20 protein-coding genes and 1 pseudogene are annotated in these 20,024 nt (G+C 64.3%); 10 read left to right on the plus strand and 11 right to left on the minus strand.

The window, feature by feature from the left end; genetic code table 11:
- The first annotated feature begins 49 nt into the window (after window positions 1–49).
- Both MMB74_RS17310 and MMB74_RS17315 read left to right on the plus strand, forming a co-directional pair.
- Window positions 50–946: a hypothetical protein gene (locus MMB74_RS17310; RefSeq protein ID WP_277429886.1), complete on the plus strand. Its 897-nt coding sequence runs from the start codon at window positions 50–52 to the stop codon at window positions 944–946.
- A 90-nt stretch (window positions 947–1,036) separates the two neighbouring features.
- A complete protein-coding gene (locus MMB74_RS17315) occupies window positions 1,037–1,837 on the plus strand; it encodes a Swt1 family HEPN domain-containing protein (protein ID WP_277429887.1) in 801 nt (266 codons plus the stop codon).
- Between the two features lie 306 nt (window positions 1,838–2,143).
- On the opposite strand, the gene MMB74_RS17320 is transcribed toward MMB74_RS17315, so the two are convergent.
- The gene (locus MMB74_RS17320; RefSeq protein ID WP_277429888.1) at window positions 2,144–2,512 is read right to left on the minus strand and encodes a helix-turn-helix domain-containing protein; all 369 of its coding nucleotides are present in this window, start codon (window positions 2,510–2,512) and stop codon (window positions 2,144–2,146) included.
- A 305-nt stretch (window positions 2,513–2,817) separates the two neighbouring features.
- Between MMB74_RS17320 and MMB74_RS17325 the strand changes: the two genes are divergently transcribed.
- From MMB74_RS17325 to MMB74_RS17345, 5 genes are all read left to right on the plus strand, one after another.
- Window positions 2,818–3,159 carry a zinc ribbon domain-containing protein YjdM gene (locus MMB74_RS17325; RefSeq protein ID WP_277429889.1) on the plus strand — a complete coding sequence of 114 codons (342 nt, stop codon included), beginning with the start codon at window positions 2,818–2,820 and terminating at the stop codon, window positions 3,157–3,159.
- Window positions 3,160–3,246: 87 nt separating this feature from the next.
- Window positions 3,247–3,441, plus strand: coding sequence for a hypothetical protein (locus MMB74_RS17330; protein WP_277429890.1), 195 nt, complete (start codon window positions 3,247–3,249; stop codon window positions 3,439–3,441).
- A gap of 119 nt (window positions 3,442–3,560) precedes the next feature.
- The gene (locus MMB74_RS17335; protein WP_277429891.1) at window positions 3,561–4,100 is read left to right on the plus strand and encodes a hypothetical protein; all 540 of its coding nucleotides are present in this window, start codon (window positions 3,561–3,563) and stop codon (window positions 4,098–4,100) included.
- A gap of 342 nt (window positions 4,101–4,442) precedes the next feature.
- Complete coding sequence (locus tag MMB74_RS17340; protein ID WP_277429892.1) at window positions 4,443–4,580, plus strand: entericidin A/B family lipoprotein; 138 nt, start codon at window positions 4,443–4,445, stop codon at window positions 4,578–4,580.
- 466 nt (window positions 4,581–5,046) lie between these two features.
- On the plus strand, window positions 5,047–6,591 hold the full coding sequence (locus tag MMB74_RS17345) for a PAS domain-containing methyl-accepting chemotaxis protein (RefSeq protein ID WP_277429893.1): 1,545 nt from the start codon (window positions 5,047–5,049) through the stop codon (window positions 6,589–6,591).
- Between the two features lie 16 nt (window positions 6,592–6,607).
- On the opposite strand, the gene MMB74_RS17350 is transcribed toward MMB74_RS17345, so the two are convergent.
- The 10 genes from MMB74_RS17350 to MMB74_RS17395 all read right to left on the minus strand — a co-directional run bounded on the left by MMB74_RS17350 (window position 6,608) and on the right by MMB74_RS17395 (window position 17,112).
- Entirely contained in the window at window positions 6,608–6,913 is a 306-nt protein-coding gene (locus tag MMB74_RS17350) for a hypothetical protein (RefSeq protein WP_277429894.1), read from the minus strand.
- Window positions 6,914–6,925: 12 nt separating this feature from the next.
- A complete protein-coding gene (locus tag MMB74_RS17355; RefSeq protein WP_277429895.1) occupies window positions 6,926–7,429 on the minus strand; it encodes a hotdog family protein in 504 nt (167 codons plus the stop codon).
- Entirely contained in the window at window positions 7,426–8,250 is an 825-nt protein-coding gene (locus tag MMB74_RS17360) for a beta-ketoacyl synthase chain length factor (protein ID WP_277429896.1), read from the minus strand. Before MMB74_RS17360 ends, MMB74_RS17355 begins: the two co-directional genes overlap by 4 nt.
- Window positions 8,247–9,482, minus strand: coding sequence for a beta-ketoacyl-[acyl-carrier-protein] synthase family protein (locus MMB74_RS17365; protein WP_277429897.1), 1,236 nt, complete (start codon window positions 9,480–9,482; stop codon window positions 8,247–8,249). The genes MMB74_RS17360 and MMB74_RS17365 overlap by 4 nt, the downstream gene beginning before the upstream one ends.
- A gap of 18 nt (window positions 9,483–9,500) precedes the next feature.
- Entirely contained in the window at window positions 9,501–10,403 is a 903-nt protein-coding gene (locus MMB74_RS17370; protein ID WP_277429898.1) for a polysaccharide deacetylase family protein, read from the minus strand.
- A complete protein-coding gene (locus MMB74_RS17375) occupies window positions 10,400–12,946 on the minus strand; it encodes an MMPL family transporter (protein WP_277429899.1) in 2,547 nt (848 codons plus the stop codon). Before MMB74_RS17375 ends, MMB74_RS17370 begins: the two co-directional genes overlap by 4 nt.
- A gap of 5 nt (window positions 12,947–12,951) precedes the next feature.
- Entirely contained in the window at window positions 12,952–13,548 is a 597-nt protein-coding gene (locus tag MMB74_RS17380; RefSeq protein WP_277430033.1) for a LolA-related protein, read from the minus strand.
- Between the two features lie 50 nt (window positions 13,549–13,598).
- Entirely contained in the window at window positions 13,599–14,585 is a 987-nt protein-coding gene (locus MMB74_RS17385) for an acyl-CoA synthetase (RefSeq protein ID WP_277429900.1), read from the minus strand.
- The gene (locus tag MMB74_RS17390) at window positions 14,582–16,354 is read right to left on the minus strand and encodes an AMP-binding protein (protein WP_277429901.1); all 1,773 of its coding nucleotides are present in this window, start codon (window positions 16,352–16,354) and stop codon (window positions 14,582–14,584) included. The genes MMB74_RS17385 and MMB74_RS17390 overlap by 4 nt, the downstream gene beginning before the upstream one ends.
- Window positions 16,355–16,452: 98 nt before the next feature.
- The gene (locus tag MMB74_RS17395; protein ID WP_277429902.1) at window positions 16,453–17,112 is read right to left on the minus strand and encodes a hypothetical protein; all 660 of its coding nucleotides are present in this window, start codon (window positions 17,110–17,112) and stop codon (window positions 16,453–16,455) included.
- 477 nt (window positions 17,113–17,589) lie between these two features.
- Here MMB74_RS17395 and MMB74_RS17400 point away from each other — a divergent pair.
- The 3 genes and pseudogenes from MMB74_RS17400 to MMB74_RS17410 all read left to right on the plus strand — a co-directional run.
- A pseudogene (locus MMB74_RS17400) lies at window positions 17,590–17,856 on the plus strand (phosphopantetheine-binding protein); the annotation flags it as partial.
- A gap of 18 nt (window positions 17,857–17,874) precedes the next feature.
- Entirely contained in the window at window positions 17,875–18,591 is a 717-nt protein-coding gene (gene fabG / locus MMB74_RS17405) for a 3-oxoacyl-ACP reductase FabG (RefSeq protein ID WP_277429903.1), read from the plus strand.
- A gap of 82 nt (window positions 18,592–18,673) precedes the next feature.
- On the plus strand, window positions 18,674–20,017 hold the full coding sequence (locus tag MMB74_RS17410; RefSeq protein WP_277429904.1) for an NAD(P)/FAD-dependent oxidoreductase: 1,344 nt from the start codon (window positions 18,674–18,676) through the stop codon (window positions 20,015–20,017).
- Window positions 20,018–20,024 lie beyond the last annotated feature (7 nt).

The raw sequence follows: 20,024 nt of genomic DNA on the forward strand, positions 1-20,024 counted from the left end.
AAGAAGGCGTATTGGCTGTATTTACCTATAACGCACGAGAAACTGCCTAATGAGCCTACCGCTGGTGTTAGAAGTGCAACGTATGGCTGTCGATCAGACTTCATCGGTCGTACAACTGGTTCGTACCGCGAAACTCGTAGCAACGAAGCTCTCTTTGACCGACGCAACAGGCTGGATAGATCGCGAACTGAACGGCTACCCAAATCTTCGTTCCTTGCCAAAATATCGGATTTTCGCAGGTCAGTGCCGCGCTCGAAATCCTTTTCACGGATGGATACCCGCCCAGTTCCCAAACGCTGAACTGCACGACCTCTTTTCGGAAGCGCGCGTCGGTCAGTCTCTTGGATCGATGGAACCACTGCTAGCAGACGACAGTGGCTATCTCACGATGCAGTATCCATTCGAATTGGAGAAAGGGCTGAGAGAATTGTTTGCTACGGATATGCAGTTTTCTATCAGATTGTCGAAAGGCAATGTGACTGGAATTTTCGACGCAGTTCGAAATTTAACGCTCGACTGGAGTTTGCAACTTGAGCAAGCGGGTGTTCTCGGCGAGAACATGTCATTTACGAGTATCGAAAAGCTGGAAGCAAAACCTGTGAGCCAACAATTTTTCATCCAAAATGTCGGTGTGATCGGCAATCTCTCGGACAATGCCACGGTAACCAACAATCAGACTGTGAACGGACCGCTATCTATACCAGGCGTTCTCGATCTGGTCTCGCAAGCGAAGTCATCGATTTCAGCGCTCCCTCCGCAGACGCAGGCAGACGTTGCACCGGTTCTCGCTGAACTTGAGGGCGAAGCACGACAGTCCGTGCCCGACCAATCCAAAATGCGCTCTCTGCTTGCCTCAGCAAAAACCATCTGCGAGGGGGCGATGGGCAACTTGGTAGCGACTGCAATCACTGTGGGCATTACAGCGCTACTCGCTGCGCCGAAATAGCTGAAACGCAGGGGTCTTAGCGAGTTATCGGCCCCTGCCGCGACCTAGAACAGGCGACAATAGCCTCAGTCATGTAATCGCGGGGTGCATATGGCAATTGAAATCGACGCGGAGACCGAGCTTAAGCTGCTTGAAAATTCGATGCGTGATGTAATTCAGCTCGTTCTCAAGAATAAATTCGGCCCGCAGTGGCCGAACAACCTGAAAGTGAGTGCAGAGAGAATTACAAGGTGGAAGGAACGGCTGGAGGCCGAGAAAAAAAGGCTCTCTGGAAAGGCACTTGATGGCCGACTGCTTTACTATTCCGACTTCTACGATATTAATACAATCGTCAAAAAGCATTGGAACGATGGATTTAGTGATGTATTTGACGATCTTAAAACGATAGAGGTGTTTCTAGGACAAATGGAGAAACTGCGCGATCCCAATGCGCACAGACGGGAACTTACGAGTCAACAGAAATGCTTGATTGCGGGCATTTCCGGGGAATTGCGAATCCAGATTATGCAGTACCGTGGCAAAGGGGAAAACGTGGATAGTTATTTTGCGGTTATCGAAGCGATCAAGGACAATCTGGGAAATAGCTATCCGTGTCCCCAGGGCGGCAACATGGTGGTTGCAGAGCAGATACTGCATGTCGGTGACACGATTGAATTCTACGTCACTTCAACTGATCCCAACGGTGGGGAGCTTGAGTACTCGATTGCACGCACTGGCAAGCCGGAAGATTGGCAGAAGGAAAATCACAAGACGATCACGCTGACTGAAGAGTACATCGGGAAAATATGTGATTTCAGCATAAGGATTCGCACCGGTAAGCCTTATACGGCACTCAACGGTTACGACGACATTGTGTCCTTTCGATACATCGTCTTGCCAGTTCAGAAGTGACTCGTCAGCTATTGTGTGCGTAGGTCCTTCGTCAGGTTCCGACGTATTGCAGCCGTTCCAACGGCAGGTTTCGCCGCTCGCTGAACGGCAGGTCGTGGCCGATTCTCGACAAATCGAACGGTGCTGTGAGGCGTCGGCAGTTGAGGCGACCCGCATCAAGCTGCCGTCGAGCAGCCCGGCGTATGCGTCCGTGCCTGATGCCGAGAAGTTGACGGCTTGGGAGGCGTTGCGGAAGTGGCCGGCGAGGTAGCTTTACTCAACGCAAATGCTCCCGCGCATCAGTGGCGGCCCGACGAGTGTCTCCCATCAACCAAGTGACAACTCCAACTCGACCCCCGAGTCGTTGACGCGTGGTGCGACTTCCCGACCCTCGCCTTCTTCGAAACGAACAAGCCCATATTGCTCCATTGTTCGAAGCGTTCGCGATAGATTGGATTTCGCTCGGCCGGAGCGTTCGGCCAACTCGGTCAGCGATGCCGGCTTCGTCTCCGCGATCAGTGCAAGCGACGACCGGTTTCTGTCGGAAAGCCCCTGCGCTAGCGTCTTGAGAGACTGGAACCAAACCCTGGGCTCGTCGGGGCTGGGAATGTACTCGCCTATGGCGATTGCCATTGTCCGAGCCTTGTGTTGCGCCAATGATGCAATCCCGACCTTCAATAGGTTAGCTGTACCCATGCCGACTGCTCCTTCTCGCTACAATCGCTTCGACTTCCGCCCAGATGTCCGCTAGCAATTTTGCGGCGTCTTCATAGACATAGAAACGAATTTCGGGGCCACGATGTTTGTGGTCATATTCGACGCGCCTACGCCCGCCTGGTCCTGAGCCCTCGCGGATGGGATGGGCGTTATCGAAGCCCATTAGGCGAGCGCCGATCGCGGATAGGGTGGACACTCGGTCGCAGCGGTCGGCGTGCGGCACACCGGACGCGCTATACTTTCGCGCTTTCATAGCACTGCCTCCAGGCGCCCAGGATCACCTCATGAGCACATTGCCCCCGTGCCCCCAATGCCATTCCGAGTTCACTTACGAAGATGGCGCGATGCTCGTCTGCCCGGAATGCGGGCATGAATGGTCGGCCCAGGCCGCGACGCCGGTCGATGCGGGCGCACGCGTTTATCGCGATTCGGCCGGCAATCTTCTGCAGGATGGAGACACCGTCACGATCATCAAGGATTTGAAGCCGAAAGGCTCGAGCGGCGTGATCAAGATGGGGACGAAGGTGAAAAACATCCGTCTCGTGGACAGCGATCACGATATCGACTGCAAAATCGATGGGTTCGGCGCGATGAGCCTGAAATCGGAATTCGTGAAGAAGGCGTGAGCCGGGCGTGCTCTCGCCGGTGAGATACGTTTGCCCGGTGTAGTCTGCTGCAATCGTTTCGTTCGACAAGGCTTCACCGACGGAACGATGATCGACGGCACGCGCGTCGTCGTACATCACACGGCTCAGCCCGTATCCGCCGACACCACGCGGGTGACCTATCGGACGGAAATCACCGGGGCGAATGCTAGCGAATTCGGCCCTATCGTTACAGGCGATTTCGGTCAAGTGCTGGCGGCGTTGAAATGCCTGGCCGAAGTGCCGCTAACAGCCGGTCAGTGATACCGGGAACCGCACGGTCCCACTTATCCATTGGACATAGCGCCGTGCCGGCGGTCGATCCGGCGGGTAGAATCGCGGGCACTGTGCGCAATGCTTCGCACCCCATCATCGAATCTGCCATGACCGTCACGCCCCATCTGCCGCCCGATGCCGCAACCGATCTTCCCGCCGACGAGCACGTCGCCGACACGCCAGAAGCCGTTCATGAGGACCGGCTATGGTGCGACGGCGGCTGGACCGCTCGCGTGATCAAGAACGAGGATGACGACGGGTGGGCCGTCGAGATGATCAAGGACGGCGAACCCGAGCCCGCGCTCGTCGGTCCCTGGACCATGGGCCGCAACAAGAAGGACCCGAAGCCGCTCGATACCGCGGCGTTCAATACGCTCGTGAAAACGGCATCCGAAGTGTTGCGTCGGCATGAGCAGCAGTTGCGGGCGCAATTGCATCGGCGCGTGAGCGTGGCGGCTGCATCGGGCGATGGCGAATTGGACGTCACGCTCGACATCGTGCCGGAAGAGGATGAGCCCTATGCATTGCTCACCGCTTTCGACGCCTTCGGCGAGCAACTCGCGCAGGTGCAAGTGGCGGTCAACTTCAAGCTCAGTCGCGCGAGCGCTGCGAGCTGGGTGGAGAACGGGTTTCGTCGTCCGGGGTGAGCGCGGCCTTTGCGTCTATGACGGAGCCGCATTGATCAGGTGTTTGGCCTCCTTGCGCAGGACTAGGCGCCGAAGGCACTGCCCCGAGTCTGCTGCGCGAGAATCCGTCCGGTCGCTCGTCTGGCCGCGCCCGTCGCGTGGCAAGGCCTTTCCCTCGGCACAGTCGATGCGCCTCCGAACGTAGGCACATGGATTGCTCTCGTCAATGCACGGCGCATGCGAGCGGTCCGCGCTCGGGATTCGAGCGAACGCGCGCGTACGCCGGGATGGCCGATCGTCAACGCCGCAGGGCGGGCGCCAACGCCAGTGCCTGACGGCCCGTCTTGCCAAGGGAGAGTTCTCATGACACGACTTATCGCACTCGTTTTACTGGGGAGTACCGTCTTGCTGACGGCCTGCAATACCGTTGCCGGGGCTGGCGAAGACATTTCGAAGGGCGGTCACGCCATCACCAACTCGGCCGAGAAGCACTCCGACTAGGCGGGCGGAGTCGCGGTGGCCTAGCCCCAAGCGGGTGGGTTTCACCGCAAGCGCAGTGGGCGGTCGAACGGCATCGACCCGCTCCGTTCTTTTGCAGGGCCGCGTTCCGCCACGAACGCGGCCCGATATCGCGCAAGAAAGCAGTCACGCTCGCGTCTTCGGATAATCCGTTGCGGCTTGTTTGAACGATCGCGACCACGCATTCTTCCTATCCTCGAAGTGCCCTTTGCCTGGGCAGTCTGCCGAAATTTCTCGGAGGCTGCGACGGATGGTTGCGCGCACAACCATGAGACAACGGCTGCGTCAACGTGCCGCAGTCGTCGCGGGCCGCAAAAGCGCCGCTTTTGACCCCTAAACCTCAAGTTCCTCGTAAGCACGCCGTTAAATGGCTGAGGGCGCGGGTGGCGCGACCAAACGCCACGCCGCTTGCCGCACCTGCTCACGATTTACCTGAGGATTGTCATTGATGCGTAACAACGTGCCTGTTACTTCGCACGAATACGAGTTGTCCGACGATGCGACATTGATGTCCACCACCGACACTCAAAGCCGCATCACCTATGCGAACGCGGCGTTTGTCGAAGCGAGCGGTTTCGCATTGGACGAGTTGGAAGGCGAGCCGCACAACATCGTGCGTCATCCCGACATGCCGCAAGAGGCGTTCGCCGATATGTGGGCGACGCTCAAAGGCGGCGAGCCGTGGACGGCGCTCGTGCAAAACCGGCGCAAGAACGGCGATCACTATTGGGTACGCGCCAACGCAACCCCCATCGCACGCGGCGGCCGCACGGTCGGCTACATGTCGGTGCGCACGAAACCCTCGCGCGAGGAAGTCGCTGCGGCGCAAACGTTGTATGCCGCCATGCGCGAGGGCCGCGCAGGCAACCGGGCGCTGCATAAGGGCGTTCTCGTGCGCACGGGATGGTTGCGCTGGACTAGCGCGCTCAAGACGATGTCCGTCCGGTGGCGTATCCGCAGCGCATCGATCGCGCTACTGCCGGTGCTCGTCGGCGCCGCGGCGGCGGGCGCGCAAAGCGGGATAGGGCTCGCGGTATTCACCGCGCTCGCTGCCGTTGCGCTTTGCTGCACGTCGCTCTACTTGGAAGCGCAACTCGCGAGGCCGCTCGAGCGTCTGCGGCGGCATGCGCTCGACGTGGCCTCGGGGCAAGGCCGCCAGGCGGAGGAGCTCGGCCGTGTCGACGAAATCGGCATGACCCTGCGCACGGTCAATCAACTGGGCTTGATGTTCCGCTGGCTCGTCGACGACGTGAGCGAGCAAGTGCGCCAGGTGCAACAGTCGATCAACGAGTTCGCGCAAGGCAACGTCGATCTGAGTTCGCGCACCGAGCAAGCGGCATCGAGCGTGCAGCAGACGGCCTCGTCGATGACGCAAATGACCTCCACCGTAAAAAGCAATGCGGAGACGGCGGCGGCCGCGAACCAGCTGTCGAGCACGGCGAGCAAGTCGGCCACGGCGGGCGGCCAGGCGGTGTCGGAAGTCGTTCACACGATGAACGACATCACGAACAGTTCGCGCAAGATCGCCGACATCATCGGCGTGATCGACGGTATCGCGTTCCAAACGAACATTCTTGCGCTCAATGCGGCGGTCGAGGCGGCGCGCGCCGGCGAGCAGGGCCGCGGCTTCGCGGTCGTGGCGGGCGAAGTGCGCAGCTTGGCTCAACGCAGCGCACTGGCAGCCAAAGAGATCAAGATGCTCATCGACGCGAGCGTCGCGAAAGTCGAATCGGGCTCGAAGCTCGTCGATGACGCGGGCCGCACGATGGACGACATCGTCGCGCAGGTCAAGCGCGTGTCCGACCTCATCGCCGAAATCAGTTCGGCCACGAACGAACAAAGCGCCGGCGTCGTCCAAGTGGATCGCGCGGTCAGCGAGCTAGACAACATCACGCAGCAAAACGCGGCGCTCGTCGAACAGAGCACGGCGGCGCTCGCGAGCTTGAGGCAGCAGGCGACGCGCTTGGTCGACGCCGTCGGCGTGTTTCACTGACGGCGGGCGCGCCGCGTCACTTCGATTCGCCGGACCGAGCAGCGCGGTCTTCCGGCGCATCGTCCTTGCCCACGGCCCGGCGAATCGCATGTTTGGTGGCGTAGTAGCCGGTGCGCGCACCGCTCGCGATGGCATGACCCGCAGCCTTCGCCGTGCTCGCGACGCCGTGCGCCGCTTCACGCGCCCCTTCGCCGACTTTTTTGCCGGCGGTTTTGATGTCTTGTTTTGCTTCGTGCGCCGTTTCTTTGACGCCGGCATGAACGGCGGGAGTCAGCATCGAACAAATCAACGCTGCGGCCAGCAAGCGACGGGTATGCTTCATCGACTTCTCCTTTTATACATCGTTGGATTGGGTGACGGCTCTCGCATGCGTGTCGGCGTCGAGGATGACGGCGGCTCGCCCTGCTAGTAGCACGCGCTCGTCACAGTGCACGGTGAACCGGTAAAGGACCGTGTTGGCATCGCCGCCGATGCGTTGGGCGCTGACGGCGAGCGGTGCGTCGAACGTGTCGAGCCGGTCGACATGGGTTTGCACGCTGCGCACGCTCGCGAGGAAGCCCGCGCGCGGGCGGCCGGACGCCGCGCCTAGCACGGCGCCATGCACGGCCATCGCTTGCGCCGCGTACTCCACGCCGCAAACGGCGCCGAGCCGGCCGTTCAAGCGCAGCGGGTTGTGCGCGTCTCGGTGCGTCGTTGCGCTGCATTCGATCGTTTCGTCGTCCCAGCGCACGACTTCGTCGAGCAGACACATTGCATCGCTGTGAGGGATGTGCGCCGCAATCCAAGCGTGATCGAGCGGCGGTTCGAGCGGACGTTCGAATGAAGGCGTCGTAGTCATAGCGGGGCAGGTTGCGGACGGGCGCTCACGGGCGCGATGTCGATCCGCACACGCAGATCGTCGAGATAATCGAGCACGACGGTCGCGGCCTGTCGCGCGGCCACGGCCTCGAGCAACGGCAACGCCCGGGCCGCCGGATTGTCGAGCCGCAGCATCTCGAGCGGCGGCGATGCGAGCGTGGTGGGCGGCGCTTCGGTCAATTGCGCGTCGATGCGGGCGAGCGTGCGCGCGCTGGCGGTCGGCGCGAGCACGAGGGCGACGCCGAACGCATCGCGGGTAGGGCGCACGGCGCTCAGTGGTGGCGGATACTCGGTGTCGGCTGCGATCAGCAGCGCGTCGTGCGCATCGACGGCGACCTGGCAAAGGCTTTCGAGCAACCCGGCGGCGAAGCTGCCGTCGTACGCGCACAGCACGTTCGATGCGGGCATCGCACGTACGGCGATGCTCCAATAGCCCGCCGGTGCGTTATGCACCGAGTTGTGAAAACGCGTGGGCGAGATGTAGCGATCGTCTCCCGCCAGCATCTCGCAGATCGCATGGCAGTTCTGACCATCGCCGCCCGACGAAGCAAAGACGCTGCAAAGCTGGGCCGGATCGCGTTCGGCCGCTTGCGCGGCTTCGCTGCCCACCGCCAGCGTCAACTTGACCGGTAGACTCGTGCGGCGGCGCTCGGCTGCCGGTAGCGAGGCCGGCGCCGGAATGACGGCGGGCTCGCGCACGTACTCGGCCGCGCCGGTCAAGACTTGCGCGGCCTGCGGCCAATTGGCGAGCCCCGGGCCGATGAGCCCGATGCCATCGATATAGGCGTGCAGATGCGTCATCGTTCGCCGCTCCTTTCATGGATGAGATCCGCGCGGCCCAGCACCAGGCTGCAGTTGGTGCCGCCGAAGCCGAACGAGTTGCTGAGAACCGAGCGCAGCGGCGCATCGCGACTTTCGAGGACGTAGCGAAGATTCAACGCCGGATCGGGCGTTTGGGTGCCGATGCCCGCAGGCATGAACTGGTAACGCAGCGCGAGGGCGCAGATCACCGCCTCGAGCGCACCCGCCGCGCCGAGCGTATGGCCCGTCGCGCCTTTGGTCGAGTTGCACGGCGTGCCGTCGAACAATGCGTTGACCGCCAGGCTCTCCGCCGCATCGTTGCCCGGCGTCGCCGTCCCGTGCAAATTGATGTAGTCGATATCGGACGCAAGCAGGCCGGCGCCGGCCAGCGCGCCTTCGATCGCCAGGCGCGCGCCAAGTCCTTCGGGGTGCGGGCTCGACATGTGGTGCGCATCGTTGGACTCGCCGATGCCGAGCAGCATGATGGCGTCGCCGTGCGCATCGGGACGAGCGCCGCTGGTTGGCTGCGGGCGCTCGAGCAAAGCGAATGCGGCCGCTTCGCCGATGGAGATGCCGCGGCGTTCGACGTCGAACGGCCGGCACGGCTCACGGGAGAGCAACTCCAGCGAATTGAAGCCGTACAGCGTCGTCAGGCAGAGCGAATCGACTCCGCCCACGATAGCCGCGTCGATCAGTCCTGCTTCGATCATGCGCCGAGCCGAGCCGAATACCTTCGCCCCCGACGAGCATGCCGACGAAATCGACACGGCGGGCCCTTGCAGCGCGCAGTAGGCGCGCACGAATGAGGCGAGCGCGTAGCAGTTGTGCGTTTGCGCATAGTGGAAGTGCGCGGGTAACGCCCCGCTTTGGGCATCGCGCTGGCGATAGGCTTGTTCGGTCTCGAGGATGCCCGAGGTGCTCGTGCCGACGAAGACGCCGACGCGCGTCGCGCCGTAGCGTGCCCTCGCCGCCGCGACGGCCTCGGCGAACCCGTCTTGCGTGAGACCAAGCTGTGCGAGCCGGTGATTGCGGCAGTCGAATTCGCGCAGATCGGCGCGCACGGGCTCGTCGTCGATGCCATCGACGGCGCCGGTCCACGTGACGAGATCGGCGCGCTCGAAACGGCAGGGCGCAAGGCCGCTGCGCTGCTCGCGCAACGCCTGCAACGTTGGGGCGAGGCCACGCCCGATACAGCTCGTCGCAGTGAAATGGGTGAGGTGCAGAGGGTTCACGGCAGTCGATCCATTGACCTATTCATTGACTTCGAAAGATGCAGACTCGGCGCGCGTTGCGGCGGCCAGCGGCAGGGTGTCCGCGCTCCCAAGCGCCGCGCGCAACGTGATGCACGGCAGCGCGGCGTCGCGCGCGGCGCGCAACACGTGCTCGAGCGCATCGATGACGACGGGGCGGCCTCGCTCGTCGCGTGCGGCATGACCGTCGTGCAGGAGCAGAATGTCGCGCGCCGCGAGGCCGTGCAGCAACCGCTTCGCAACGAGCGCCGCGTCGGCCGTGCGCGTGTCGAAGCCGCGCCGCGTCCAACTGGCGAGCTGCAGGCCGAGTGAACATAGAACCGGCTCGAGAAACGGATTGCGCAGTCCGGCTGGCGCGCGGAAGAACAGCGGTGCGGCGCCGCTCGCATCGTGCAGCGTGCGCTGCGCGGCTTCGATCTCGCGCCGCAATGCGCGCGGGCCTTGCAGCGAAAAATAATGACGATGATGCTGGCTGTGATTTTCCACGGCATGGCCGCGGGCGGCGATCGCTTCGACGATGCGCGGATGACGCCGCGCCATTTCGCCGATGCAAAAGAAGGTGGCTTGCGCCGCATAGCGGTCGAGCAGGTCCAACACGCGGGGCGTCACCTCGGGATCGGGGCCATCGTCGATCGTGATCGCGATCCGAGCGCCCGCTTGCGCGGGGAGGTGCGTCCAATTCGGACCGAGCAGCGAACTGCGCGGCCAGAGCCCGGCGGCGGTCAAGACGGCATGGGATGCTGCGACTGCGCCGGCCGCGTAGGGCCAGGCCGACGGCTGCGCTACGGCTAACCCGGCGGCCGCGGCGTGCAACGCGACCGTGCCCGCAACCACCGGCGTCGGGCGCCAGGGCCGGGGAGCGCCGGCAAGCGGCGAAGCAGGCGGTCGCGGTGTGGCGTTCATGCGGTATTCCTTTTGCGCTGGGCGGCCGTGAACGAGGCGCAGCCGGTCGCTTGCGGCGCGCGCGGCGCCAGGATTGCCGAGAACAGCAGGGCGAGCATGGCGCCGGGCCCGACCGTCAGGCCGAACGATTCGAGCATAGGCACACGAGAGAAGGCAAGCAGCCCGAAGCCGGCGACGGTCGCGAGGTTCGCGACCAACAGCGATACGAGCGTTTGCGGGGCGATACCCTGCGAGGGCGCTGACGAGCCGGTTGGCGACGCCGCGTCGCGCCGGTTGAAAAAGAGCGCGTAGTTCGAGCCGATTGCGACGATGAGCAGCAGGCCAATCAAATGAAGGATCGTCAAGGGCTCGTGCGCGAGCGCGAAGCCCGCGGTCACGGCAAGCACGGCAGCCATCAGCGGCGCCAGCGTGCCGGCGACGCGGCGGGCGTCGCGCAACGCGGCGAAGAGCAGCGCGACGATGGCCGCCAGCCCCGCGAGCGACAAGCGAATGTCCTCGCGCACGTAGTCGATGTAAAGCGTATCGGCCTCTCGTTTCAAATCGACGAAGAGCGCGCCGGGGACATGGGCGCTAGCGACGGCCGCTTCGACGCGCTTTGCGTCCAGATCCGGTTCGTCGACCGAGGTCCCTTGCGATGGCGAGGGACGTGCGTTCGGCGTCGCGGCCGATGCTGCGTTGGGCGCGCGCAGCGACAGCATCGCTTGCCAGCGGCCCGAACGTTCGTTGAGCAAGGCATCGACTTCGAGCCCCATCGAGGTTCCTCGCAGATCGGCGCGGCGCAGCAGCGGCGCGTTGCGCGCTTGCTCGACATCCGCGATGAATGGCGCGAAGACGGCCGGTTTCACCTCGATCGCTTGGCCGGCGAGCGCCGAGCGCATTCGCTCCTCGAGCACGTTCGCGGGCGGCAAGCTCGCGCGCCGCGCACGCTGCGTGGCGTCGCTTGGCAGAAAGCGCGAGGGGCTGTCGAAACCGGCTAGCGCGCCGGCATCGACGAGCGGCTGCAGCCGAGCGGCGATTTTCTCCGCGCCTTCGAGCGCCGCCTGCTCGCTCGTTCCCGATAGCACGACCAAATAGCGCACGTCCGGGGCGCCCACGTCGGCGCGCAGCGTGGCATCGAGCGCCTGACTGGCAGCAGGCACGGGGCTCAGCGCGGAAAGCTCGTGGCTCCAGAGTTGACCGCGGTGCAATACGAGCGCGGTTACGGCGCCGATCATGAGCGCGGCGAACGGCCAGCGCAGGCGAGGGGCGGCGCGGGCGGCATCCGCGAGCCGCGCGCCTAGCCGGGAAAGATCGCGCACGGCAATCGCGCGGCGATGCAGATGGGGTAGGACATAGCGCGTGACCGCGGCGGCCGCGACGAGTCCGGCGATCGAGTAGACGCCGAGTTGCACGAGCCCGGGAAAACCGGAAAACAGCATCGATGCGAAGCCGCACACCGATGTCAGCATGCCGAGCCTGATGGTCGGCCAGTAGGCGGCGATCCAAGCATGGAGCGAAGCGCGCGCCTCTGGGCCGGCGCTAGGGCGCGCCGATTGCACGAACAAATAGATCGAATAATCCACGGCTTCGCCGATGAGCGTGGTGCCGAACCCGAGCGTCAGCCCGTGTACCGTGCCGAATACGAGGCTCACGAGCGCAAGGCCCGCGGCGACGCCCGACAAGACGGGCACGAGCCCGAGCGCGAGCGTGCGTGGCGACCGATAGACGAGCAAGAGCAAGCCGACGACGAGCGCGAGACTGAGTGCGGAAAGACGTTCGACGTCATGCTTGATCGTGTCGCGCGTCTGCACTGAAAACACGCCCGGCCCGGTGAGCACGAGCCGGCACGACGAGGCGTGCGCCATGGTGGAGGCCGCCGAGCGGAAGGCGGCGCGTACCGCGGCGATCGCGCTTTCCTGGGCATCGGTGTCGGAACCGGCAGCGGCCGTTTGCGCGACTAGCACGGCGCGCGAGCCCTCGCGCGAGACCCACACGCCATCCTTCGAGACCGGTTGAGCGTCGCCGGCGAACTGGTCGACGATGGCGGTCACTTCGCCGGTGGGATCGTGCGGCAGCAGCGCCTTCGTCATCAATCCGGCCGATGAGCCGAGCAAGTCCAGGCTGTCGCCGAGCGCCCGGTGCAGCCCGTCGGCCGAGAACCGCTGCGGCGTCACGGCGGGGCTGAGCAAGTAGCGGTGATCGAAGACGAAGCGCTCGTCGCGCGCTTGGGTGACGCTCTCGCCGTTGTTCACGGAAACGAAGCGCGAATCTTTGCGCAGCGCCGCCGCCATGCCGCGCGATATCTCCGCGCGGGTGTGCGCATCGCCGCCTTCGATGCCCGCGAGGATCAGGCGCGAGACGATGCCCTCGCGCAATTGATCGACGAGCAGACGCTGCCGCGCAGTGGGGGCGTTCGGCAGAAACGCCGAGAGGTCGGCGCTGAAGTGGGCGCGCGAAATGACGAGCGCGCAAACGATCAGAAACGACAGCCAAAGCAGCACCGCGCCACGCGCCGTGAGGGCGCGAACTTGGGCGGCGGGCGGCTCGTGCGTGTCGCGTTTCATCTTCGTCACCGTCTTGCCGCGTCGCGCAACTGCATGACCGAATGGTCGCCATCGGCTTGCTCGATCACGACCGTGTGCAACACGTCGCGCGTGCCGTCGAGCGTGATCGTGCGCACGGCCTTGAGCATGCGCGCATCGAGCGGTGTGAGCGTCAGGGTCCAGTTCTCGCCCTGACCGTCGATCGACACGTGATAGAGCCGCTCGAGCGCATAGCGATTGCCAGCCAGTGTCGCGCGAATGCTGTCGATGAACGCCGCGACTTCCGGATAGCGCGCGAGCGACATCGTGTACGTGCGTTGGTTGCGCTGCACCGTCAGCGTGTCGCCGTCGACCACGAGCCGTTCGGGCTTCGGGCTCACGGTGTCTTTTTCTAAATGATCGGGCGCGACGAAGGCCAGTTCGCCCGACGATTCGATCGGCTTCGCAGCAATCGAGAGGTACTTCGTTTCCACGAACTTCGCATGCCCGGACTTGTTTTGCGCGAGCGTGGACATGAGCCGATCGAGCGTCCAGTCCGAGTTGCCGCCGGCTGTCGCGGTTGCGGTTGCCGCTGCGGCCGTTAGCGGCAACGCCGAGCAAAGGCTGGCCAGCACGCACGCCATGAGCGCTCCGCGCGAGCGAGATGCGCCGATGAGGGAAAGAAGCGATGCCGTCATGTGTCGAAGATCCTCGCCGAAGACGCGTCCGCTTGCGGCGACGGCTCGTCGGCCGGTTCCGCGCCTTCGCGCCAGAAATCGAAGAAGTTGAACCAATTTTCCGGTGCGCTGCGGCAGTGCTGCTCGAGCATCGCGACGTAGCGCTGCACGGCCGCTCGCACCTGCGCGGCGCGTTCGCCGCGCGACGTATCGGAGAAATCGGCGAGCGCCTCGAAATGCAAATCGTAGCGATTGCCGCCTCGGTAGATGCCGGTCATGAAGATGACGGGCCGCCGCAGCATTGCCGCCATGCGCATCGGGTCCACGGGGAAGCCGACGCGCCCGCCGAGAAACTCGAGCGACATCAGCGCGCGCTCGCCTTCCTGCCGCAGCGTGCGATCGGCCAGCATCCCGATCATGGCGCCTTCGTCCAGATACCCTAGCGCCTCGAGCATGGCCTCCGGGCGGCCGAGACTGATGACGTCGTGCTTCACGGCAGGATTGACGGTGGCGAGCGCGGCGCTGACGTTGCGGGCGTTTTCCTCGTACATCATGACCGCCACGCGCAGGCCCGGCCGCGTGCGGCCGATGGCGCGCAGCACCTCGAAGCTGCCGAAGTGCGCTCCGACGAGCAATGCGCCGCGACCGGCCGCCAACGCGGCGTCGACGAACTCGCCGCCGTGCACGCGCAAATCGAACAGATCGAAGCGCTCATTGAGCAGATAGACGCGATCGTGGATCGTGGTGGCGAACACGAGCAAATGGCGATAGACATCGCGCCAGCGCGCAGGCCGCCCGAGCACGCGCGTGAGGTAGGCCGCGGAAACTCGCCGCGTTGCGGGCGCGAACAGGAGGAAGTAGAGCACGATGGCGCGCAGCAGGACGCGGCCGACCGGCCTTCCGAGCCACAACGAGAGCCTCGTCATGAGCCGCAGCAGCGTGAGGTTGCCGCGCTCCTGGCGTTCGGCCCAGCTGGAGTGGCTGGCATGCTTGCGCGTGCTCATGGCGCCTGTCGCTCGGTCAGCACGCCGGCAGCCGCGATGCGCTCGCCTGCGCGAATCGTGAATCGAATCGCGCCGCCCTCGTCGCAGCGAAACGTCAGCGTGAGCGCCTCGCCGGGCGCGACCGGCGCGGTGAATTTCGCCGATCCGATAGCGCGGATATCGAGCATGCGTCCCAAGGCCGTGCCGATTTGCGCGATCGCATGGTCGAGCAATACGACGCCGGGGACGATCGGCCGGCCCGGAAAGTGCCCGGGCAGGGCGGGGTGGCCGGCCGCAATCGCGAATTGGATCGGCGCGTGCGCTGTATCGACCGGCTCCGTCTTCGGCACGGATGTGCCGATGCGGCTCGCGCCCGCACTCGCACTGCCCCGGCGTTCAAGCAATGCGGCAACGAGCTCAGCGAGCGTGTCGTGCGGCAGCTTGCCGGTCGCGTTGCGCGGCAATGCGTCGACGAACAGCAGCGGTCGCGGCATGAACGCGGCATCGATGCGCTCGCGCAGGCTGCGTTGCAGCTCGGCTGGCGCAAGCGCCGGCGCGACGACGAGCGCAACGAGCCGTTGGACGGCGGCTCGATCTTGCCCGTCTGGGCTCTGGGCCTCCGCGTTCGTGGGGGCGTCGCCGGGCATGAAGAACACGCCGTCTTCGACGCCTGGGATTGCGGTCAATTGGTGGTTCAAGTAGGCGAGGGACGTGCGCTTTCCGGCGATGTTGACGAGGTCCGCTTTGCGTCCATGCAATAAAAAATGCCGTGCGTCGATGAGTTCGAGCGCATCGCTCATTCGAACCGGCGCTTCGACGTGACCACCGGCGGCCCACATCTGTTCTTCGTCGGCGTCGTCCTGCGCCGGGCGGGCCGTCAACACGACGTCGGGGAACAGTTCCCACGCGGCGCCGTGCGCCGTCCGGCGCGTGGCGATCTGGCCGGTTTCGGTGCTGCCGTAGATTTCCATCAGCGGTGCTTGCAGGCGGGTTTCGGCCTGCGTGGCCAGTTTTTCGGAAAGCGGCGCCGTCGCGGACAGGATCAACGATGCACTCGGCAGGGCCGGCTCGGACGATAGCAGCGCCCGTAGGTGAATCGGCGAGGTGACGAGAATGCGCGGGGCCGGCACGGCTTCGAGCGCGCGGCGGATATCGCTCGGATAGAACGGTTGTGCGTTGCTGAAGGCGATCGCGCCGATCAACGCGAGCAAGACGGTCGATTCGAAGCCGTACATATGCTGCGGCGGCACCGTGCCGACGAGCGTACCCGCTGCCGTCTCGGCGATGCCCAGGCGTGCCGCCGCGGCGCGCACGTTCTTCACGAGAAAGCCCCACGTTTTTCGATGCGGCACGGGCGTGCCGGTCGAGCCCGAGGTGAACACGTACGCCATCACGCGCTCGCCGTCGATCAGCGGCGCAGCTTCGTCGCTCGACGCGGTGTGCGCGGATGGGCCTGGGAGCGCATATCGAAAGCGGGGCAGTGCGATGTCGCAGTCGTCGGCATCGTGCAGGCAGAAGGCATCGGGCGCGAAGCGTCGCAGCTCCCGCACGGTTTGCGGCGTATAGGTGGACGGCAACAGGCTCACCTTGCCGGCGACCAGTGTGGCGCACAAGCCGACAGTAAAGCGATAGCGGTCCCGGCAGACGTTGAAGACGTGGCCGCCCCTGGGTAGCAGGGCCGCAAGCGCGCCGACATCCGCGAGAAACTCGCGCACCGTCACCGGCGCGCCGTCGCGCCAGGCGATGATGCGATCGGGCGAAGCATGAGAGACCAGCGGAAAACTCGGCATAACGTTGGCGGCAAATTGGCGAAATCGACTACGGGCGAGTGCGGCGCGCGAATCGGACCGCTGCGACCGCTATCGAAGGTTATCGAAGTTGTCGAAAGTCATCGAAACTGAACGGGCCGGCCCCCCGCCGAGCGCCGGTAGGCGCGGATGCTCGCGAGCATGCCGGAGCTTTCGATCCCAGGCAGCGCCAAGCGTCTGCAAGCATGTTCGCCCACGAACATGAGGGCGGCGAGCGGCAGCGTCAGATAGTTGGCGAAGGTCGACCATGCCGAAAGCGAAGCCGTGGCGAACAGCACGGTGGAAACGGCGACGACGCCCACGAAGAACAGCGTCCAAGCCACCGTGATGCGGCGCGTATAAGCGGCGATCTCCGGTGCAAGCGGCCTGCCTCGCACCATGGCGGCGAATTGGCTGCAAAGCGGTTCGCGCCCGGGAGCTAGGGTGCGGCCGAACAGATAGCCCAGGGCGCCGTTGAACACGACGTGTTCGAAGAACAATCCCCAGGCGTAATGGCGCACGAGCGCGGCGCGCGAAACCCACAGCATGATGCACGCGGCGGCGATGGGCGGCATGAGCAACGCGCGCCGCGGGGAGCGCGCCGCGAGACTCAGCGCAAGAATTGCCGCCGGCGCAAGAACGAGCGTCAGCCCTAGATTTTCGAAGCCCGGCGTGGTCACGGCATGATGCGCACCGACCTCGTAGACGAGCACGAGCGCCGCGCCGGCGGCCTCGCTTGCAATCGAGCCGAAACGATTCACTCGACCCCTCCCCGCGCAATACGCTGCTTTACGACACCCGAGTCAAAGCGGGCGAAACCAAAATCAATAGAAATCGACACCATTCGAACCATGACGACTACCGTCGACTGTCCCCCATTGCTGCGTTCGACGGATCATACGGAGTTCGCGACGGCAAGGGGATGCGTTTTGTAACTTTTTATATAGTCGGACCTGGGAGCGCAGCGCGTCTTTCCCAGCGGCGCTCGCGCGCGAGCCAAGCGCGGCGCGTATTCGGGCGCTGCGATGCCCGGCGTGAGGGCTTGCCCGAGCGCTTCATTCAGTAACCTTTCTGGTATATACGTCAGTCAGGGGTTCGTCTAGAATCGCTCGAACTTGAACGGACCCTATTTGCATGGCGGGAGTCGCGCCGCCCCGCCGGGGGCGACGAATTGGTCTGCTTGCCATTGCTCGCGTCCACTCGATTCAGGCCGCAATTTTCGCAGTCAGCCTGCGGTAAGTATGATGAATGAACTGGAAAGAGAACTCGCCGAACTGATGATCCGCGAATTGAACCTCGAGGACATTCAGATCGCCGATGTATCGCCTGATATGGTCCTGTATGGCGAAGGTTTCGGGCTCGATTCCATCGATATTCTCGAAATCGCATTGCTGATCTCGAAGAAGTATGGGTTCGAGCTGCGTTCGGATAACCCGGACAACAAAAGGATCTTCGCTACGCTCGGGGCGTTGGCCGCTTACGTGGCCGAACATCGCGTTCGATGACCTATGGCGCACGTCCCAATGAAAGCATTGGTGACCGGCGGCAGCGGCGCGCTTGGCGGCGCGATCAGCCAAGCGCTCGCGGCGGCGGGCCATGAAGTCTACGTGCATGCGCATCGCAATCTGGCGGCCGCCGAAGCGGTCGTCGCCCGCATTGCCGAAGCGGGCGGCGCGGCCCATGCCGTTTCGTTCGACGTGACGGACGAGGCGCAAGCGCGCAGCGCGCTCGAGCGCATCGTCGAAGACGGCCCCGTGCAAGTGTTGGTCAACAACGCGGGCATCCACGACGACGCACCCATGGCGGGCATGTCGCCGCAGCAGTGGCGTAGCGTCATCGAGGTCACGCTGAACGGATTTTTCAACGTCACGCAGCCGTTGCTGTTGCCGATGATCCGCACGCGCTGGGGGCGCATCGTCAATATCGCCTCGGTCACGGCGTTGACCGGCAATCGCGGGCAGACGAACTACGGCGCGGCCAAAGCGGGACTCATCGGGGCAACGAAGTCGCTCGCGCTCGAGCTGGCTTCGCGTGGCATCACCGTCAATGCGGTGGCCCCGGGCATCATCGAATCGCCGATGACCGCCGCCGCGTTTCCGCCCGAGCGCATCAAGCAGATCGTGCCGGCGGGCCGCAGCGGGCGGGCCGAGGAAGTCGCCGCGATGGTGGCTTACCTCGTTTCCGACGCGGCGGCCTTCGTGACGGGACAGGTCATGTCCGTCAACGGCGGACAGGCTTAGCTGCGAGCGCCCATCCGTTCTGCTGCGCAACCGCGACAATCCAAGCGCGTCATCTAGCAGCCCGGCTGCGAGGAGAAGAGCTGTGACGAATGAACCAAGCCAGGCCCAGGCGCCGAGCTGGGATGTCGTCGTGATCGGCGGCGGACCGGCCGGTTCGACGGTGGCGACGTTGTTGGCCGATGCCGGCCACCGCGTGCAACTGCTCGAGAGGGCGCGCCACCCCCGCTTTCATATCGGCGAATCGCTGTTGCCGGCGAACTTGCGGTTGTTCGAGCGGCTCGGAGTGGCGGACGCCGTGCGCGCGATCGGTATGTACAAGGGGGCGGCCGAATTCGTCTCGCCGCAGCATGGCAATCGGCTCGAGCGGTTTCGCTTCGCCGACGCCTGGGACAAATCGATCCCCTATGCCTATCAGGTGCGCCGCTCCGAACTCGACGAGATCTTGCTGCGCAATGCGGCTCGGCACGGCGTCGATGTCGTCGAAGGGTGTCACGTGCGCGACGTCGAATTCCTCGAAGCGGACGATGGCGCCATCGTGAGCGCGGCGCACGACGATGGACGCGCCTACCGCGGCCGCGCCCGGTTCGTCGTCGACGCATCGGGCCGGGACACGCTGCTGGCCAATCGCCTCGGCACCAAACGGCGCGATACGAAGCACAACAGCAGCGCGCTATACGCCCACTTTCGCGGGGCGCAGCGCCATGGCGGAGAGGACGAAGGCAACATCAGCATCTACTGGTTCGAGCGCGGTTGGTTCTGGTTCATTCCGCTTGCCGATGGCGCGACGAGCGTCGGCGCGGTGGTCTGGCCGCATTACCTCAAGCAGCGGCAACGCGGCGCCTCGATCGAGGCCTTCTTCCTCGAGACCATCGCACTGTGTCCGCCGCTCGCCGAGCGGCTTGCGAGCGCCGAACTCGCGACGAGCGTCGAAGCCACCGGCAACTATTCGTACACGGGCGAGATCACGCATGGGCGCAACTTCGTGTTGCTCGGCGATGCATTCGCTTTCATCGATCCGGTGTTCTCCTCGGGCGTGATGCTCGCGATGCAAAGCGGGTTCATCGGTGCGCAGGCCGTCGACGTTTGCTTGCGCGAACCCGCTCGCGCGCACGCCGCGCTCGCCAAGTTCGACCGTGACGTGCGCCACGGGCCGAAGACGTTCTCCTGGTTCATCTACCGTATGACCTCGCCGGCGATGCGCAGCCTTTTCATGAAGCCGCGCAATGTCTTTCGCGTGCGAGAAGCCGTGCTTTCGCTGCTGGCGGGCGACATCTTCGGCGATACGCCGATCTGGCTGTCGCTGCGCTTGTTCAAGGTCATTTACTACCTGTCGGCCGTGCTCGATGCGCGCAATTCGCTGCGGGCGTGGAAGGCGCGCCGCCGCATGCTGCGGCAAGCCGACGAGCCGAGGACGGCGGCAGGGTGAGGCGCGA

Source organism: Trinickia sp. Y13, from assembly GCF_029522115.1.
In the GTDB taxonomy this organism is placed as follows: domain Bacteria; phylum Pseudomonadota; class Gammaproteobacteria; order Burkholderiales; family Burkholderiaceae; genus Trinickia.

Coding starts and splice junctions, on each gene's coding strand:
- MMB74_RS17310 (WP_277429886.1), top strand. CDS start 50: ATGAGCCTACCGCTGGTGTTAGAAGTGCAACGTATGGCTGTCGATCAG.
- MMB74_RS17315 (WP_277429887.1), top strand. CDS start 1,037: ATGGCAATTGAAATCGACGCGGAGACCGAGCTTAAGCTGCTTGAAAAT.
- MMB74_RS17320 (WP_277429888.1), bottom strand. CDS start 2,512: ATGGGTACAGCTAACCTATTGAAGGTCGGGATTGCATCATTGGCGCAA.
- MMB74_RS17325 (WP_277429889.1), top strand. CDS start 2,818: ATGAGCACATTGCCCCCGTGCCCCCAATGCCATTCCGAGTTCACTTAC.
- MMB74_RS17330 (WP_277429890.1), top strand. CDS start 3,247: ATGATCGACGGCACGCGCGTCGTCGTACATCACACGGCTCAGCCCGTA.
- MMB74_RS17335 (WP_277429891.1), top strand. CDS start 3,561: ATGACCGTCACGCCCCATCTGCCGCCCGATGCCGCAACCGATCTTCCC.
- MMB74_RS17340 (WP_277429892.1), top strand. CDS start 4,443: ATGACACGACTTATCGCACTCGTTTTACTGGGGAGTACCGTCTTGCTG.
- MMB74_RS17345 (WP_277429893.1), top strand. CDS start 5,047: ATGCGTAACAACGTGCCTGTTACTTCGCACGAATACGAGTTGTCCGAC.
- MMB74_RS17350 (WP_277429894.1), bottom strand. CDS start 6,913: ATGAAGCATACCCGTCGCTTGCTGGCCGCAGCGTTGATTTGTTCGATG.
- MMB74_RS17355 (WP_277429895.1), bottom strand. CDS start 7,429: ATGACTACGACGCCTTCATTCGAACGTCCGCTCGAACCGCCGCTCGAT.
- MMB74_RS17360 (WP_277429896.1), bottom strand. CDS start 8,250: ATGACGCATCTGCACGCCTATATCGATGGCATCGGGCTCATCGGCCCG.
- MMB74_RS17370 (WP_277429898.1), bottom strand. CDS start 10,403: ATGAACGCCACACCGCGACCGCCTGCTTCGCCGCTTGCCGGCGCTCCC.
- MMB74_RS17375 (WP_277429899.1), bottom strand. CDS start 12,946: ATGAAACGCGACACGCACGAGCCGCCCGCCGCCCAAGTTCGCGCCCTC.
- MMB74_RS17380 (WP_277430033.1), bottom strand. CDS start 13,548: ATGGCGTGCGTGCTGGCCAGCCTTTGCTCGGCGTTGCCGCTAACGGCC.
- MMB74_RS17385 (WP_277429900.1), bottom strand. CDS start 14,585: ATGAGCACGCGCAAGCATGCCAGCCACTCCAGCTGGGCCGAACGCCAG.
- MMB74_RS17390 (WP_277429901.1), bottom strand. CDS start 16,354: ATGCCGAGTTTTCCGCTGGTCTCTCATGCTTCGCCCGATCGCATCATC.
- fabG (WP_277429903.1), top strand. CDS start 17,875: ATGAAAGCATTGGTGACCGGCGGCAGCGGCGCGCTTGGCGGCGCGATC.